Origin of the sequence: Butyricicoccus porcorum (genome assembly GCF_051246315.1) — a bacterium.
Classification (GTDB): Bacteria; Bacillota; Clostridia; order Oscillospirales; family Butyricicoccaceae; genus Butyricicoccus_A; species Butyricicoccus_A porcorum.
In genome coordinates this window covers 1,376,188-1,392,364 of record NZ_CP178353.1, presented here as the reverse complement: position 1 = coordinate 1,392,364, position 16,177 = coordinate 1,376,188, and the positions used below count along the sequence as shown (strand labels likewise).

At 44.1% G+C, this 16,177-nt stretch carries 11 protein-coding genes, 9 tRNA genes and 3 rRNA genes; 3 read left to right on the top strand and 20 right to left on the bottom strand.

Annotation, left to right across the window (positions count from 1 at the left end; genetic code table 11):
- Window positions 1-88: 88 nt before the first annotated feature.
- The 8 genes from ACLM7Z_RS06760 to ACLM7Z_RS06725 all read right to left on the bottom strand — a co-directional run bounded on the left by ACLM7Z_RS06760 (window position 89) and on the right by ACLM7Z_RS06725 (window position 6,969).
- Complete coding sequence (locus tag ACLM7Z_RS06760) at window positions 89-730, bottom strand: hypothetical protein (protein ID WP_435645732.1); 642 nt, start codon at window positions 728-730, stop codon at window positions 89-91.
- A complete protein-coding gene (locus ACLM7Z_RS06755; protein WP_435645731.1) occupies window positions 714-1,583 on the bottom strand; it encodes an ATP-binding cassette domain-containing protein in 870 nt (289 codons plus the stop codon). Before ACLM7Z_RS06755 ends, ACLM7Z_RS06760 begins: the two co-directional genes overlap by 17 nt.
- The gene (locus ACLM7Z_RS06750; protein WP_435645730.1) at window positions 1,570-3,519 is read right to left on the bottom strand and encodes a hypothetical protein; all 1,950 of its coding nucleotides are present in this window, start codon (window positions 3,517-3,519) and stop codon (window positions 1,570-1,572) included. Before ACLM7Z_RS06750 ends, ACLM7Z_RS06755 begins: the two co-directional genes overlap by 14 nt.
- 240 nt (window positions 3,520-3,759) lie before the next feature.
- Window positions 3,760-4,110, bottom strand: a complete 351-nt coding sequence (locus tag ACLM7Z_RS06745; protein WP_133058293.1) for a hypothetical protein — start codon at window positions 4,108-4,110, stop codon at window positions 3,760-3,762.
- Window positions 4,111-4,149: 39 nt separating this feature from the next.
- A complete protein-coding gene (locus ACLM7Z_RS06740) occupies window positions 4,150-4,233 on the bottom strand; it encodes a cyclic lactone autoinducer peptide (RefSeq protein ID WP_435645762.1) in 84 nt (27 codons plus the stop codon).
- A 16-nt stretch (window positions 4,234-4,249) separates the two neighbouring features.
- Window positions 4,250-4,855 (bottom strand): accessory gene regulator B family protein, encoded by a 606-nt coding sequence (locus ACLM7Z_RS06735; protein ID WP_435645729.1) that lies wholly within the window; start codon window positions 4,853-4,855, stop codon window positions 4,250-4,252.
- Window positions 4,856-4,927: 72 nt separating this feature from the next.
- The gene (locus ACLM7Z_RS06730) at window positions 4,928-6,265 is read right to left on the bottom strand and encodes a GHKL domain-containing protein (RefSeq protein ID WP_435645728.1); all 1,338 of its coding nucleotides are present in this window, start codon (window positions 6,263-6,265) and stop codon (window positions 4,928-4,930) included.
- A complete protein-coding gene (locus ACLM7Z_RS06725; RefSeq protein ID WP_133058295.1) occupies window positions 6,262-6,969 on the bottom strand; it encodes a LytR/AlgR family response regulator transcription factor in 708 nt (235 codons plus the stop codon). The genes ACLM7Z_RS06730 and ACLM7Z_RS06725 overlap by 4 nt, the downstream gene beginning before the upstream one ends.
- Window positions 6,970-7,174: 205 nt before the next feature.
- Between ACLM7Z_RS06725 and ACLM7Z_RS06720 the strand changes: the two genes are divergently transcribed.
- The 3 genes from ACLM7Z_RS06720 to ACLM7Z_RS06710 all read left to right on the top strand — a co-directional run bounded on the left by ACLM7Z_RS06720 (window position 7,175) and on the right by ACLM7Z_RS06710 (window position 9,581).
- On the top strand, window positions 7,175-7,519 hold the full coding sequence (locus tag ACLM7Z_RS06720) for a hypothetical protein (protein ID WP_087020891.1): 345 nt from the start codon (window positions 7,175-7,177) through the stop codon (window positions 7,517-7,519).
- 598 nt (window positions 7,520-8,117) lie between these two features.
- Window positions 8,118-8,984, top strand: a complete 867-nt coding sequence (locus ACLM7Z_RS06715; RefSeq protein WP_435645727.1) for a hypothetical protein — start codon at window positions 8,118-8,120, stop codon at window positions 8,982-8,984.
- Window positions 8,985-9,104: 120 nt separating this feature from the next.
- The gene (locus ACLM7Z_RS06710) at window positions 9,105-9,581 is read left to right on the top strand and encodes a tyrosine-type recombinase/integrase (RefSeq protein WP_087020898.1); all 477 of its coding nucleotides are present in this window, start codon (window positions 9,105-9,107) and stop codon (window positions 9,579-9,581) included.
- Window positions 9,582-9,704: 123 nt separating this feature from the next.
- Here the strand turns inward: ACLM7Z_RS06710 and ACLM7Z_RS06705 are convergent.
- The 12 genes from ACLM7Z_RS06705 to ACLM7Z_RS06650 form a co-directional block, all read right to left on the bottom strand.
- Window positions 9,705-9,780 (bottom strand) — tRNA-Thr (locus ACLM7Z_RS06705).
- Between the two features lie 2 nt (window positions 9,781-9,782).
- Window positions 9,783-9,859, bottom strand: a tRNA-Asp gene (locus tag ACLM7Z_RS06700).
- A 4-nt stretch (window positions 9,860-9,863) separates the two neighbouring features.
- Window positions 9,864-9,939 (bottom strand) — tRNA-Trp (locus ACLM7Z_RS06695).
- A gap of 75 nt (window positions 9,940-10,014) precedes the next feature.
- A tRNA-Ile gene (locus tag ACLM7Z_RS06690) sits at window positions 10,015-10,091 on the bottom strand.
- A gap of 70 nt (window positions 10,092-10,161) precedes the next feature.
- A tRNA-Asn gene (locus ACLM7Z_RS06685) sits at window positions 10,162-10,237 on the bottom strand.
- Between the two features lie 36 nt (window positions 10,238-10,273).
- Window positions 10,274-10,390, bottom strand: a 5S ribosomal RNA gene (gene rrf / locus ACLM7Z_RS06680).
- 67 nt (window positions 10,391-10,457) lie between these two features.
- A tRNA-Glu gene (locus ACLM7Z_RS06675) sits at window positions 10,458-10,532 on the bottom strand.
- 38 nt (window positions 10,533-10,570) lie between these two features.
- A tRNA-Lys gene (locus ACLM7Z_RS06670) sits at window positions 10,571-10,646 on the bottom strand.
- 104 nt (window positions 10,647-10,750) lie between these two features.
- A 23S ribosomal RNA gene (locus ACLM7Z_RS06665) occupies window positions 10,751-13,588 on the bottom strand.
- A 259-nt stretch (window positions 13,589-13,847) separates the two neighbouring features.
- A tRNA-Ile gene (locus ACLM7Z_RS06660) sits at window positions 13,848-13,924 on the bottom strand.
- 79 nt (window positions 13,925-14,003) lie between these two features.
- Window positions 14,004-14,079, bottom strand: a tRNA-Ala gene (locus tag ACLM7Z_RS06655).
- Window positions 14,080-14,208: 129 nt separating this feature from the next.
- Window positions 14,209-15,730 (bottom strand): 16S ribosomal RNA (locus ACLM7Z_RS06650).
- Together the 16S, 23S and 5S rRNA genes with 9 tRNA genes alongside form the textbook arrangement of a ribosomal RNA operon.
- Window positions 15,731-16,177: the final 447 nt, after the last annotated feature.

The window sequence follows — 16,177 nt, the reverse complement described above, 5'->3', positions numbered from 1 at the left end:
TTATAAAAATCTTAGATTTTTGTCTTGACAACTGAGCCACTATAGTTTGGGGTTTGTTTGAAGAATGTTTGATCTTTCTTATTCATAACTACAAAAATTTCGATGCGCGGTGAAATCGACGATACCACACGATCATTCCAATAAAAACTATTTGAATCAGACCTTGCACAATCCAGTAACTCGTTCCAAATCCATCTATCAGCCGATTGGGGCGCAGCAGTACAGGAATATTGGTATCTGCCAGCGGAATGGAAATACAAATATAAATCAATCCCACAGTAATATTTATAACCGGAGAACGCAGCAGATACAGCAATACGATAAACACAATGCTGAGGCAAAAGCTCTGAAACACTAAAATCCAAATAATGATCCGATAATACGGCAACGCGAAAAACATCCAAATATACAACGGAATACAGATCACCTGCTCAATCAGCATGAGTTCCAATACACAAGAAACAACCGGATGTCTTAACGCCTGCAATGTCTCGCGTATTCTCGGCTGATATATTGGCAGAAAAAAGCAAAACAATGACCAAAGCGTTAGAAAGGCCAAAAATAGCTGACTATTTCGGAATATTTCTCTCACTGCCGTCATCATATCATAAATCTGGAGGATATGCATGTGATAAGGAAGCAGAAAACAGTATATTAAAGCAGCGGGAACTCCCTGCCGAAGCACTATGTGCTTCGCCGGGTAGGTAATAAGCCTAAATGCTCTTCTCATTGAGATCATCCTTTGTCAACAAATATAGATAACCGTCTTCCAATCGTGGCACAAGTGGCACTGCACTTACATCCGGTGCACATTCTTTTTCCGCACAGAGAACCTTGACAAGCCGATTCCCATTTTCTTCAATACATCCAATCTGCTTGCATGTGTTTCTCTGCCTCCGATAGATTTCTTCCGGCATTTTCCATACATGACCCGTTGCAAGACTGGAAAGGTATTCAATTTCTCCAGCGAAAATAATATGCTTTTTTTGAAGAACGATAACCTGTTGACATGTTGCTTCAATATCTTCCGCAATATGGCTGGAGATGATAATCGGCTGTCTCCCGCGCAATTCTTCCAGCATTTCTTTTAGTCGAACACGTTCTTCAATATCCAGTCCAACAGTCGGTTCATCTAATAAAATTATATCTGGTCGTCCAAGAATTGCCTGTGCAATACCAAGTCTGCGCACCATACCGCCGGAAAGCTGCCCGCATTTCATATCTTTCTGATCTGTTAAATGTGTCAGCTCCAATGCACGATCTACTTCATTTGTCCAGTCAATTCCATCATTCTTTTTTTGTTTCAGCTTTGCAAAATAAAACAGTTGCTCCTTTGCTGTCAATGTCCGAAACGCACCAAACCGCTGTGGCAAATAACCGATTTGCAGCTCCCTTCTATTCCCGTCAACCTGTACTGTTCCGCTGTTTGCGGAAATCAAGTTTGTTATAATACGAAATAACGTTGTTTTTCCCGCGCCATTGGATCCCAACAACCCGTATGTATAATTCCCCAAATCAATGGAAATGTTGTCCAACACTACATTTTGCTTATATCGTTTTGTTATCGCATTAAGACGTACCATAGCGCTCGCTCAACTCCTTCCAGAATATTTCTTCATCAGCCTCTTCATGTTCTGAAATCAGGAATGCTGCTATCTCCCGCACCAGCTGCTCCTCTTTTCCGGCATCCTTCGCCGCATCAAGTAAATCTACCAGCTGCAACTCCGCATCTGAAAGATCTTCTCGCGGAAAATCACTAAAATATGACCAACTCTCCAAAGTTTCCTCCGGCGTTTCACTCAGTCCCATCCCGCCGATTACCATGGATACTTCACTTTTATTCCGTTCTATAATAAGCGCTTTTGTGAAGTTACTAAAAGATCCTAAACCTGAATCGCTAGTCAGAATATAGTCTGAAAAGATTGCAACATCTCCTCCTGTTCCGTTACAAGATAAATCGGCAGACGCTAAAATGATTTTTCGATCAGAGATCAACGTCTGATCCAGTCCGTAGGCTTCCATCGCGTCACACATGCTCTGATAGTTATCTTTTACCAGCTCCACCATTCGTTCTTCTGTAACAGATAGATTGAGCGGTAGGATATTTGCAATTACAGGATCCTCCGTTTTCTCTATATATCCTCCAATGATTGTAATGCTGTCGCTTTCGCCTTCATATACCCGTTCCGATGTCTGCGCCAAATTACTGACCAGCGTAAACGGCGCCTGAACGTCCAGCCGGATATGTGCCGGTTCAATTCTATTATATGTATTATATTCGGAGTTCCAAGTTTCAAAATTTAAGTAAATCTGTTTTTCACCTGCCATCGGATACCATGGAAACCAGCCGGGCAGCATTGCTCCGTCCATGTTGCTGTAAAACAAGTTATTATACCCCTGATATTGCAGTGTAATTGACAATTGTTCCGTTGGTTTTTCCGTATGGATAGTGACAAGATCATCCTGCAAAGACCATGTGATCGGTTGTGTACTCTCCAGGCTCTTTAATTTATAGCCGCGGTAGAGCGTAAAAACGAACGCATCCATTGGTTTTTCCGCCTCTATTACAAGTGTTCCCTCAACCTTCAACTGTCGACCAAAGTCCAACTTCAAATCGTAATCTTGAATCGTATAGCCGATATCCGCCGTTTCCTGCAAACCGTTTGCCTGCTCTTTGTATAGGTAATAATCTGTATTGCTATTATAATGGCGATATGTGCTGGCTGGCAATTGGGCATAGATCAGACACGCAACGCTGCATGCCAGCAGCAAACAACCAGATATGCACAGTTTCCGCTTTTTTATCGAACAAAGCATACCAAGACAGAGCAAGATCCAGAAGAACTGAACGGCAAAGCGCGTCCATTCCGTTTGTAGCCCCGCTTGTTCATTGGGCCACCACATACTTTCCTCGTAAAATATCGCAAAGATATGCCGTAATATATAACTGAGTCGATTTCCCCATGAATTAGTATGTTCTTCATTTCCAAGCATCATTTCTGTCAGAGGGCTGGACATAACCAAAAAGACGATCAACGCAATGGCAGAATGATGCTGATTCTGCCATTGTGCAAGTACGCACCCCACCAAAAGGCAAATGAGCAGCGGAAGCAATAAATTGCACAGAAACATTTTGGGAAGTATAGGCAACGCATAGCCGGTTGCATCATTGCGAACGGTGACGAATTCCATCATCAGAAAAATAATCGCCTGGCTCAGAATAAAAACCACAAAAAAACGTCCCAGGCCTTTTCTCTGATAATAGCCGCTTCCCCTGCAACCCGCAATCGTTTCATCAACATCTTCTAATAACGAACTTGATAGACAGATATACACTGCTACCGTCAATACCGCACACAAATAAAACCAATAGCGGCAGAGCCAATACAGTGTTGCCATCCCAGACTGATTTCCCATATTAAGATATATTTGATATGTCAAAGGCAATAAAATGGAAATCATACAAAATATACAAAATGATTTTCTGCGTATCATTTCTTTTGTCAGGATGTTTTTCATATGCAATCCCCCTCTCAAAATATCGTTCGATCATGAATAAAAAGTTTCTACGGCTTCAATAATCCGCCTTTCTATTATATTTGTTCTATATCCAATGCAAAACGTAACATATTTTCAAGAACTTTTTCAAAGTTTTTATTTATATAGAGTTATATATAGAGCGGATTCCACTGGTAACCAGCGGAATCCGTGTGATGTAACATCTGTTCTATTGTTCTCTATAAGTTCTGTAGCGATGATTTAACTAACTGTCATCGTGCCGCTGCCATTGCAGCCATAGCTTCCCACCAACTGCATCTGGAAAGAATACGTGTTCTGACTATCAGACCAACTTCCACTCGCTTTTTTTCCAATTTGTATGGATGGACTCCATTTTATCGCTCGTCCTGCCATTCCATATGCCTGCATGATTTCCGTAGAGCTTGAATAATTTGCCGCAGAAAAGTTAGCTCCGTGCCCAGAAAGCTTCGAAGATAATTTCGACCCTTGTCCCTTGGAAATGGTAACGGTTGTGGTAGCTGCAAAAGCTCCCATCGTCAACATGCATACCGTCAGGATACTTGCAATAATCCCAATCCACTTTTTCTTCATTAGAATTCATCTTCTTTTCGTTCCGTAACATGTTTCTTCTTACCTCTTCAGTTCCTTCGGAGCATCTGGCTGATACGCGCCAAAGCAAGACGCCGTCCCTGCCGATGATGTTGCTGCAAACATCACCAGTTCTGCCATCTTAGACAGAATCAAATTCAGACCATTCACCGTCTTTTCCTTCTTTCCATGCCGACTTTGCTTTTCCACATATAATACCTATAGAGACAATCCAGATCGCCACAGCAATTGCAAGCCCCAGTTGAATCCCTGAAAGTATAAATACAACTGAAATAAGTGTCCATATACCGCAAATTACGAGTGCCTTTCGCCGATTCCTCTTTCGATATTGGCGCGACAATGGTTTATTCTCATGAATAACGGGAGCGTATCCAATAATCGGAATCCATGCAATAACCAATCCTGAAAAAATGATGTACGTTTGCATAATATTCAGTGCATGATACACCGCCATAAAACAACAAAACATTGCAAACATTGATATCCCGCACATGATGTGCGTATCTGCATGAAATCCGCCGCAGAATATTCTTGTTGATACGAAACAAAGCAGATATACAAGCCCTACATCAAGAGCATGGAACCATGCGCTTGTCAGAAGAATAATGGCAAAATTGATACTATCTGCAAAAATCAATTCAAATCCGTATTCAAAAATATTCCGTTTCTCCGTTGCTATTATTTTCCGATCAATAAAATAAGCAGTTACCTTATTGGCAATCCTCATGCTAAGATTCCTCCTCTGCGGTGATCCTCTTTTCACATAAGATTACTTTCCTATAAGATAACTGCTTGTTTATTAAAATTCAAGCTCCTGTTCGAGTTTGGTCGTTTTTCGTTCGAGATTGGTATGCAAGGGGATCAATATATCGCAAATAAACTTGCCTTCTTTCTCATCAAACATAATTACACCATGATATGTATCTACAATTCTTTTTATATTTTGCACGCCAAAGCCATGACAATTTTTGTCCCTCTTAGAAGTTTGTAATTCAGGATTGTGCGATAAAATCGACGCACTAATTGTATTTTGAACGCATATATATGCATATTCCCCTTGTTTTACAATCTGAATATCAATTGTTTTTTCTTCCGTTTTTATCGCAGCCTCTATTGCATTATCCAATAGATTCCCAAATAATACGCAAATATCGCTCTGGGAAATCGGTAGCTGCGGATGCGTAATCAATATAGAACAACGAATCCCCCGCTGTTCGGCTATAGATATTTTCGTGTTCAAAATTGCGTCTAAAATATCATTTCCTGTAAAAACAATCGTATAAGATTCTTTTTGTTGTTCTTCAAGTAAATTTTGTACATATTGTTGGATCTCATTGCATTTTTGCTCTGCTGCTAAACGATCAATACAGTACAAATGATTTTTTAAATCGTGGCGCACACTTTGCATTTCTTCATAAATATGCTGTGTCTCCCGGCTCGTATTCCTGACACAATCATATTGCAGCTTTAACAAGGCATAGTCTTGCTTTACCTGATTATCTGCACTGATTCGTCGAAACAGAATATACACTAAGATATCCATTAAGGCGATTATTGCAGTCAGGAAGAATACCATTCTCTCCATCCTGGAATCACGAAATGCAATCATCCAGAGCATAAAGATCGCAATAATAGAAAAAAGCGGTATGAAAAACAAAAGGAGAAAATCTGCAAGCGTCAAGTTCGCTTTTGTCTTGCATCGGAGGGCAATCCGGGTAAACCAGATCAGTAAAATCTTTGCAAAAATCGTAGCTGCTATTCGGTATAGCGAGAATGTGCCAATGAGTTCAGAAGCATTTGCTCCGCTGAATCTTCCAAATAACGACAACCCAATAACCGCCGCAATTGCAACCAATGCCATAACGAACACGGAAAGAAATGCTTTTTCCTGCCTTTTTCCATTCAGCATCCGTATACAAAAAATATAGTTTATACAAATAGAGAGCAATGTACTAACGACTTCTAAAGGAACTAATATGGACGGAATTGTAATGGCAGCAAATGATATCATACCCCAAAATATCGTTTCCACATATTTTCCTTTTTTCTCCGTTCGATATCCCAAATATCGAATCAAAAAATCATAGATAATTGCAACTTCAAGTAGATTAATAAATAATTCCCATGCAATATTCATACATGTACACTCCGCGTATATTCGATAAACTTTTTCTGCACATCTTTTAATCTATTTCGTGCGATTGGAATCGTTTCTCCCGATAGGAGTTTCAACTCACTCTGACTGATGATTGCGATATATTGACAATTTACCAAAAATCCAACATGTGGACGCGCAAAATAAAAGGCAGACAATTCTTTGGAAATTTCACCAATAGATGCTTTATATTTATACGACTTAGATGTTGTATGGACAGTTACATAATGATTATGATTTTCAAAATATCGAATATCTTTTAAGAATATAGAAATATGTTGTTTATGTATTTCAAAGTCAAATATATACTTCGTATTTCGGACATATGCCAGTATTTTTTCAACCACGATAGATAGTTGAGATAAATCCGACTTTCGTAAAAACCAAAATGGATGATAAGAAAATGACTCGAAAACAAGATGATCTTTGCTGGAAACAAATATAATAATGGATGAACCCGGCATTTTCTCCAGTTTCTCTGCAACATGAAATCCTGTCATTTCCGGCATATCTATATCTAAAAATATCGCATCCGGTTCTGTATTTTCCATCTGACTGAGTAGTTGCTCTCCTGAAGAACACGTAATAATCTGTACCTCGATAGGATACCTTCTCAGTTCATTTCTAGTTAAATCTGTTATTGTATCCAAAAAAGCAGTATCATCATCACAAAAAATAAAGTTCATATCTATAGTCCCTGCATTATAATACACCAAGTTATTTTTTATTATATCACACAATACAAGAAACAACAATCTTTCGCTTCAATCGTATCTACCATGATATTTGTATTTTAACCTCACTTTCTGTTCATAGAAAATTTACGTGTGTTTTCCCCTATACTATGATACACTTCATTATAAAAAATAACATACCAACGAGGTTCCTTCCATGAACGCTATCAATGAATTATATCGCTTACGTGCCCGTGCAAAGTCTGCCATGCATAAGTCCACAGCCCAAGAACGCAAAGACGCAAACCAAAAAGCCTATGATGCGCTTACCTGGGCTATCAATCGCCTTGATCCACGTCTTAACAACTATACACGTATTCCCGCGAATCAAAAGCATTACCGCAATACGAAAACCTACAGCATCACCATGGCACCGGAGGATCATGACCGCCTTGTCCAGCTTGGAAAAGAGCTGCATATTGAGGGTGGCTTTAGTGGCGTGTTGACTTATATCGCGCAGAACTGCACCTTAATCCATGAAAAAAACGATATAGAGAGTTAATCCGAACATTTTGCTCCTCAATTAGGGGTAAATAATCAAATTATAGTCCATTTCCGAACTGCTAAATATATTAAAATTTCAATATTAAGTTCATCCATATTACAATCGAATTCGACAACAGGAGGCTACTATGCAGGGTAGACCTCCTGTTTTTATGCGCTGAATCGTGTATTGTGCAGCGCATAAAAAGAAAAACGGTCTCAACGGTATGTTTCTACCGAAATCAGGCTGTGAGATGCTACACCTCTGCAGGGCAAGTGGAAACGTGATATCTCCACAGCGAAAACAGAAGCAGGAAAGTAGTTGCCGTCAGAACGGTTACACGACATTTTCTACCAGAAAATGTACGGGTAAACGGATATGACGGTAATATCACAACTTTCAGTATTCCTTAGACAGCTCCCTAAAAAGGTTGCAGCGGTCAGGAATTTGCTGAAATCGGACGATTGGTGCATAACAATCGGGCTGTTTGTGCAGCCAAAATAAGAGTGTGTGCTTTGCTTTAACTGAAAAATCGTTCGGAACAACCAGTTCAGAACGATCATATCGAGCTACACCATATGGGCATACTATGCCCTCTTGGAGAAAGGAATCAATCATGGGTCATTGCAATCAAAACAAAAAAGGTTCCCTCGTCAGACAAGTCGAGATGACATTAAACGATCGTCTTGCTATCGGACGAAAAAAGAACGCACATAAGGCTGCTGACATCACTTATAAATATATTTACAGTTGGGAGACCTATCGCAGTTACTTAAAGCACTGCTGCTATTTTGTGAAATGGTGCAGCAAAACACATGGATGTAAAACCCTAGAAGAATGTCATCCGTATATGCAGGAATGGATGAAAACGCGTAAATCATTATCTCCATATACACAAAAGCTGGAAGTCAGTGCTCTGGCAAAACTGTACGGATATCGCACCGGAGAACTTGACATAAATACTGCCAGCCGCTGCCGGAAGGATATTAAACGGAGCAGGAACGAGGTTTCCCGTGACCGGCATTTCAGCGAACAGAAACATGCTGACTTCGTTGCATTCTGCCTCTCCACCGGCCTCCGCCGTGGGGAGTTAAAAGCGCTCCGTGGTACTGCGCTTTATCAAGATCCATCCGGTACCTATTACATCCATGTCACCAGCGGCAGTAAAGGCGGCCGGGAACGCTATGCGCCTGTTATCGGCGACATAGAGCTTGTCTGCAAGCTATGCCGTGATGCCGGTAAAAACAAGGTGTTTCCGTCTATCCCCTCTGCTGCCGATGTTCACAGTTACCGTGCAGAGTATGCCACACAAATTTATAAACAGTATGTACGTCCTCTGGAACACCTGGAACGGCATGAAATTTACTATTGTCGCGGAGATCGGAAAGGTGAAAAATTTGACCGGACTGCCATGAAGAAAGCCTCACAGGCTTTGGGACACAATCGAATCAGTGTAGTCGCTGGGCATTATCTGCGAATATAGGATTATGCCCTCGATACAGCGATAATGCAACTTTTTATCGTTTTATACTTCTTATATTCGCCAATTTTGTAAAATTTCAAACTTGAATATATATATTTATTTCGTTCGGCCCTTTCTTTCATGTTGCAGGAAATGATGAAGTCTGACCTTGGCCCTGAATATCAGGATTACAATATCGTAATCGCGCAGCCCAACGGCAGACCTTTTGAAGAGCATCAGATTTGCCAAAAGTTCAAGGCACTGATTACAGAGCATAATCTGAAGCCTGTCGTATTTCACTCTCTGCGCCACAGCAGCACGAGTATGAAGCTGAAAATCAGCGGAGGCGATATCAAGGCTGTACAGGGCGATACAGGGCACGCACAGGCGAATATGGTCACGGATGTATACTCACATATCATGAACGATGACCGCAAGCGCCTGGCAAAGAAAATGAATGACCAGTTTTTCTCCCCTCTCCATACTGAAGCAAAAGAAAAAGCAGTTGACGAGCCGCCCATGACTGAATCCATGGAACAGCTCATACAGCTGCTAAAGAGTTCTCCTGAAATTATTGAACCGCTTCTTCAAATGTCACAGTTATTAAGTTCAAAATGAACTTGCAAGTATTCTTGCAAACCTACTTTGTTTGAAAATGTTTGAAATCAACATTTTTTTCCAATTCAAATTGCTCCAAAAGTTACGAAAAGAGCCTGATTTCGTACGAAATCAGGCTTCAAATGGAGCTGCTAAGCAGATTTGAACTGCTGACCTCATCCTTACCAAGGATGCGCTCTACCGACTGAGCTATAGCAGCATTGGCGACCCAGAACGGGCTCGAACCGTCGACCTCTAGCGTGACAGGCTAGCGTTCTAACCAACTGAACTACTGGGCCAAAATGGCAGGGGCAGAAGGGATCGAACCCTCGGCACGCGGTTTTGGAGACCGCTGCTCTACCAGCTGAGCTATACCCCTGTATAAGCAAGCCGAGTTTTGCAGCCAACCGCTTCCTTTTGCTCACTTTCCCTTTTGCAATAAAAGAAAAATAAGTGGTGGGCCTTCGGGGACTCGAACCCGGGACCGACCGGTTATGAGCCGGTTGCTCTAACCAACTGAGCTAAAGGCCCATAATCAAAATGGTCTGTATATGATTTTCGCCGTCACATAACTCTATTATATGACGGCGAACAATCTTAATGGCTCCTCAAGTTGGACTCGAACCAACGACCCTGCGGTTAACAGCCGCATGCTCTACCAACTGAGCTATTGAGGAATATCGAAGCGATCTGATTTTCTCAGACCGCTTTTGTGTAGGCATCGACCTATCTTCCCGGGCCGTCGCCAGCCAAGTATTGTCGGCGTAAATGAGCTTAACTACCGTGTTCGGAATGGGAACGGGTGTACCCTCATCACAAAAAACACCTACTACCTTTTCTTTTCAGAAAAGACCTTTGTTACTATAACACATTCTCTGCGTTATGTCAAGAAAAAATTGGTGACCCGTGGGAGAATCGAACTCCCGTTTACGGCGTGAGAGGCCGTCGTCTTAGCCGCTTGACCAACGGGCCATTTCCACACACCGTATTTATCGGTGTCCAGAAAGAAGTGGTACACCATCGGGGACTCGAACCCAGGACCCACTGATTAAGAGTCAGTTGCTCTACCATCTGAGCTAATGGTGCATTTCGTCAACTTTTTCTCGTGAGTTTTGCATTATCTGCGCCCTCAAAACTGAACAGCAATACTCGTGACAGAAGCTTTTTCCGAGTTTACCCAAATCATAATTCAGGTCAAGCCCTCGACCTATTAGTATCAGTCCGCTGCATACATTACTGTACTTCCACTCCTGACCTATCAACCACATCGTCTACGTGGGGTCTTACTTCCGAAGAATGGGAAATCTTATCTTACGGGGAGTTTCACGCTTAGATGCCTTCAGCGTTTATCTCGTCCATACTTAGCTACCCAGCTATGCCCTTGGCAGAACAACTGGTGCACCAGAGGTATGTCCATCCCGGTCCTCTCGTACTAAGGACAGCTCCGTTCAAATTTCCTACGCCCGCAACAGATAGGGACCGAACTGTCTCACGACGTTCTGAACCCAGCTCGCGTACCGCTTTAATTGGCGAACAGCCAAACCCTTGGGACCGAATTCAGCCCCAGGATGCGATGAGCCGACATCGAGGTGCCAAACCTCCCCGTCGATGTGGACTCTTGGGGGAGATCAGCCTGTTATCCCCAGGGTAGCTTTTATCCGTTGAGCGACGGCATTTCCATTCACATACCGCCGGATCACTAACTCCAACTTTCGTTCCTGCTCGACCCGTCAGTCTCGCAGTCAGGCTCGTTTTTGCGTTTACACTCACTGCACGATTTCCATCCGTGCTGAACGAACCTTTGAGCGCCTCCGTTACTCTTTAGGAGGCGACCGCCCCAGTCAAACTGCCCACCTGACAGTGTCCCCCGACCAGATTCATGGCCGCAGGTTAGAATTCCAATATTCCAAGAGTGGTATCCCAAGGTTGGCTCCACAAATGCTGGCGCACTTGCTTCCAAGCCTCCCACCTATCCTGTACATGAAATATCGAAATCCAATATCAAGCTACAGTGAAGCTCCATGGGGTCTTTCCGTCTAGTTGCGGGAAACCGGCATCTTCACCGGTACTACAATTTCGCCGGGCTGGCTGTTGAGACAGTGCCCAAATCGTTACGCCATTCGTGCGGGTCAGAACTTACCTGACAAGGAATTTCGCTACCTTAGGACCGTTATAGTTACGGCCGCCGTTTACTGGGGCTTAAATTCAATGCTTCGATTGCTCTAACATCTCCTCTTAACCTTCCAGCACCGGGCAGGCGTCACCCCCTATACGTCATCTTTCGATTTAGCAGAGAGCTGTGTTTTTGCTAAACAGTCGCTTGGGCCTTTTCACTGCGGCCTCTTCTCAGAGGCGCCCCTTATTCCGAAGTTACGGGGCCAATTTGCCGAGTTCCTTAACAACCATTCTCCCGTTGGCCTTAGAATACTCATCCCATCTACCTGTGTCGGTTTGCGGTACGGGCACCTGGACAATACACTGAGCTTTTCTCGCCTCTCACGCCGTCTGCTTCCCTACTATATTTCGGTCCCTTACGCCCGGGGCAACCATCGCCCGGGTCAGACTTAATGAAAGTGTCCCTCAGCTTAACATCTTCGGTGGTTACGGAATATCAACCGTATGTGCATCGACTACGCCGTTAGGCCTCGCCTTAGCTCCCGACTAACCTTGGGCGGACGAACCTTCCCCAAGAAACCTTAGATTTTCGGCCATTATGATTCTCACATAATTCTCGCTACTTATTCCGGCATTCTCACTCGTATGAAGTCCACGTGTCCTTCCGATCACGCTTCACCCCGCATACGACGCTCCCCTACCCAATGTTTCAAACATTGCCCGAGCTCGGTTGAATACTTAGCCCCGTTAAATTTTCTGCGCAAAATCACTCGACCAGTGAGCTATTACGCACTCTTTGAATGAGTGGCTGCTTCTAAGCCAACATCCTGGTTGTCTTAGCAATTTCACATCATTTTCCACTTAGTATTCATTTGGGACCTTAGCTGCGGATCTGGGCTGTTTCCCTTTTGACCATGCGACTTATCTCACATGGTCTGACTGCCATGAACCAATTATCCGGCATTCGAAGTTTGATAGGGTTCAGTAACCTCGCGGCCCCTAGCCCATTCAGTGCTCTACCTCCGGTAATCTATCATAACGCTAGCCCTAAAGCTATTTGGGGAGAACCAGCTATATCCGAGTTCGATTGGAATTTCTCCGCTATCCACAAGTCATCCCCGGCCTTTTCAACGGACGTGGGTGCGGCCCTCCATTGCGTCTTACCGCAACTTCAGCCTGCTCATGGATAGGTCACCCGGTTTCGGGTCTAATACATGTAACTAATTCGCCCTGTTCAGACTCGCTCTCGCTGCGGCTCCGTGACTCCAGTCACTTAACCTTGCTACATACATTAACTCGCCGGACCGTTCTACAAAAAGTACCCGATCACACATGAACGTGCTCTCGGTGCTTGTAGGCACAAGGTTTCAGGTTCTCTTTCACTCCCCTCCCGGGGTCCTTTTCACCTTTCCCTCACGGTACTGCTTCGCTATCGGTCACCAGGTAGTATTTAGGCTTGGATGATGGTCCACCCGTCTTCCACAGGGTTCCTCGTGTCCTGTGGTACTCTGGATACTGCTAGCGTGCTTCCGATGTCGCTTACGGGGCTGTCACCCTGTTTCGCCGCTCTTCCCAAAGCGTTCAGCTATCTTTCACACTACATATTGCAGTCCGAACCCCTGAGATATTGCTACCTCAGGTTTGGCCTCTTCCGCGTTCGCTCGCCACTACTAGCGGAATCTCTGTTGATGTCTCTTCCTCGCCCTACTTAGATGTTTCAGTTCAGGCGGTTCCCCACTCATACCTATTTGATTCAGTATGAGCTGCATGAGCTTCTCTCATGCGGGTTTCCCCATTCGGAAATCTTGGGATCAATGCTTATTTGCAGCTCCCCCAAGCTTATCGCAGCTTGTCACGTCCTTCATCGGCTCCTGGTGCCAAGGCATTCCCCTTGCGCCCTTTACAGCTTGACCAGCTGTAAGACCTGATCCGGTCAGATCAGGAATTATTTTAGTAACTTAAGATTGTGAGTAATCTCGGTTATCTTTTGTTATAGCTAATTTGTAGTAGTACTTTCGTACTTTCGCCACAATTGGATCGTTAAAACCTTTTATTTCAGTTTGCTTTTCGCAATTTCCTAGAATAACAATTTTAATTTCCTATTGTTGCTTTGTCGTTTTCTCGCTGTTCAGTTTTCAAGGTGCAGATTTTTAACATCCTTTGGGATGTTAGTGGTGGGCTTAAATGGACTCGAACCATCGACCTCACGCTTATCAGGCGTGCGCTCTAACCACCTGAGCTATAAGCCCATATGAAAGGAAATCAATATCAGCAAAAGAATTGTTCTTCTTTTGCTTACCTTTCTTCTTCTATAAAAAGAAAAGTAAGTGGTGGAGATGAGGAGAATCGAACTCCTGACCCCCTGCTTGCAAGGCAGGTGCTCTCCCAGCTGAGCTACACCCCCATATGAAATTGATTTCCTTTTGTAAGGGCATTATGCCCTCTAAATTAAACAACGTTCGTTTGAATGACTCATTCCTGAATTGACCTAGGAATTTACAAAGCTCTGTTTCAAGCTTCATGGTCTCCTTAGAAAGGAGGTGATCCAGCCGCACCTTCCGATACGGCTACCTTGTTACGACTTCACCCTAATTACCAGTCCTGCCTTCGGCCGCGTCCTCCTTGCGGTTAGACTACGGACTTCGGGCATTACCGGCTCTCATGGTGTGACGGGCGGTGTGTACAAGGCCCGGGAACGTATTCACCGCGGCATGCTGATCCGCGATTACTAGCAATTCCGACTTCATGCAGGCGGGTTGCAGCCTGCAATCTGAACTGGGACAGCTTTAGGGATTTGCTCTGCCTCACAGCTTTGCTTCCCTCTGTATGTCTGCCATTGTAGTACGTGTGTAGCCCTGGTCATAAGGGGCATGATGATTTGACGTCGTCCCCACCTTCCTCCGTTTTGTCAACGGCAGTCTCGCTAGAGTGATCAACTAAATGTATCAACTAACAATAAGGGTTGCGCTCGTTGCGGGACTTAACCCAACATCTCACGACACGAGCTGACGACAACCATGCACCACCTGTCACCGCTGTCCCCGAAGGGAAAGGCATATCTCTATGCCGGTCACCGGGATGTCAAGACCAGGTAAGGTTCTTCGCGTTGCTTCGAATTAAACCACATACTCCACTGCTTGTGCGGGCCCCCGTCAATTCCTTTGAGTTTCAACCTTGCGGTCGTACTCCCCAGGTGGGATACTTATTGTGTTAACTGCGGCACGGAAGGGGTCAATACCTCCCACACCTAGTATCCATCGTTTACGGCGTGGACTACCAGGGTATCTAATCCTGTTTGCTCCCCACGCTTTCGCTCCTCAGCGTCAGTTAATGTCCAGCAGGCCGCCTTCGCCACTGGTGTTCCTCCTAATATCTACGCATTTCACCGCTACACTAGGAATTCCGCCTGCCTCTCCATCACTCAAGACCAGCAGTTTTGAAAGCAGTTCCGGGGTTAAGCCCCGACATTTCACTTCCAACTTACCAGCCCGCCTACTCGCCCTTTACACCCAGTAAATCCGGATAACGCTCGCTCCCTACGTATTACCGCGGCTGCTGGCACGTAGTTAGCCGGAGCTTATTCATCAGGTACCGTCACTTTCTTCGTCCCTGATAAAAGATCTTTACAATCCGAAGACCTTCTTCGATCACGCGGCGTTGCTGCGTCAGGGTTTCCCCCATTGCGCAATATTCCCCACTGCTGCCTCCCGTAGGAGTCTGGGCCGTGTCTCAGTCCCAATGTGGCCGTTCAACCTCTCAGTCCGGCTACTGATCGTCGACTTGGTGGGCCGTTACCTCACCAACTATCTAATCAGACGCGAGCTCATCTTTCAGCGGATTGCTCCTTTGGTATCTCGCAGATGCCTGCAAAATACGTTATGCGGTATTAGCGACCGTTTCCAGTCGTTATCCCCCTCTGAAAGGCAGATTGCTCACGCGTTACTCACCCGTCCGCCACTAAGCACAAAAACCGAAGTCTCAGTGCTCCGTTCGACTTGCATGTGTTAGGCACGCCGCCAGCGTTCATCCTGAGCCAGGATCAAACTCTCTAAAAATTGTATTATCACGAGCAAAGCCCGTTATAATCAAATTTCAGCTTTAAGCTGGCTTGCTGTTGTTTTTTATACCGAAGTTACAGCTTCCGGTGGTCTTCTGAGTATAAACTTCAAAAGAATTTCAGGTTTGTAATTCGTTCAAACTTGCGTTGTTTAATTTACAAGGTACAATGCTTTTCGCTGTTCGCCTTTCAGCGTAGCAGCTTAATTATTATATCATCTCGCCAGAGGTTTGTCAAGAACTTTTTTCATTTCTTTTTTCAAACTTGATTCGATTGTTTCGCCGATCTCTCAGCGGCAACTCATTTAGTTTAACACATTCAAACCACTTTGTCAAGCACTTTTTTTGCCTCCCGGCCAGTAATCTCAACAAATTCTTCGGTTTTTCGTGTCGCTCATGTTGAGTGCTTATATAGGATATCATGTCGGACGACATATGTCAACCTT

Coding starts and splice junctions, on each gene's coding strand:
- ACLM7Z_RS06760 (WP_435645732.1), bottom strand. CDS start 730: ATGAGAAGAGCATTTAGGCTTATTACCTACCCGGCGAAGCACATAGTG.
- ACLM7Z_RS06755 (WP_435645731.1), bottom strand. CDS start 1,583: ATGGTACGTCTTAATGCGATAACAAAACGATATAAGCAAAATGTAGTG.
- ACLM7Z_RS06750 (WP_435645730.1), bottom strand. CDS start 3,519: ATGAAAAACATCCTGACAAAAGAAATGATACGCAGAAAATCATTTTGT.
- ACLM7Z_RS06745 (WP_133058293.1), bottom strand. CDS start 4,110: ATGAAGAAAAAGTGGATTGGGATTATTGCAAGTATCCTGACGGTATGC.
- ACLM7Z_RS06740 (WP_435645762.1), bottom strand. CDS start 4,233: ATGTTTGCAGCAACATCATCGGCAGGGACGGCGTCTTGCTTTGGCGCG.
- ACLM7Z_RS06735 (WP_435645729.1), bottom strand. CDS start 4,855: ATGAGGATTGCCAATAAGGTAACTGCTTATTTTATTGATCGGAAAATA.
- ACLM7Z_RS06730 (WP_435645728.1), bottom strand. CDS start 6,265: ATGAATATTGCATGGGAATTATTTATTAATCTACTTGAAGTTGCAATT.
- ACLM7Z_RS06725 (WP_133058295.1), bottom strand. CDS start 6,969: ATGAACTTTATTTTTTGTGATGATGATACTGCTTTTTTGGATACAATA.
- ACLM7Z_RS06720 (WP_087020891.1), top strand. CDS start 7,175: ATGAACGCTATCAATGAATTATATCGCTTACGTGCCCGTGCAAAGTCT.
- ACLM7Z_RS06715 (WP_435645727.1), top strand. CDS start 8,118: ATGGGTCATTGCAATCAAAACAAAAAAGGTTCCCTCGTCAGACAAGTC.
- ACLM7Z_RS06710 (WP_087020898.1), top strand. CDS start 9,105: ATGTTGCAGGAAATGATGAAGTCTGACCTTGGCCCTGAATATCAGGAT.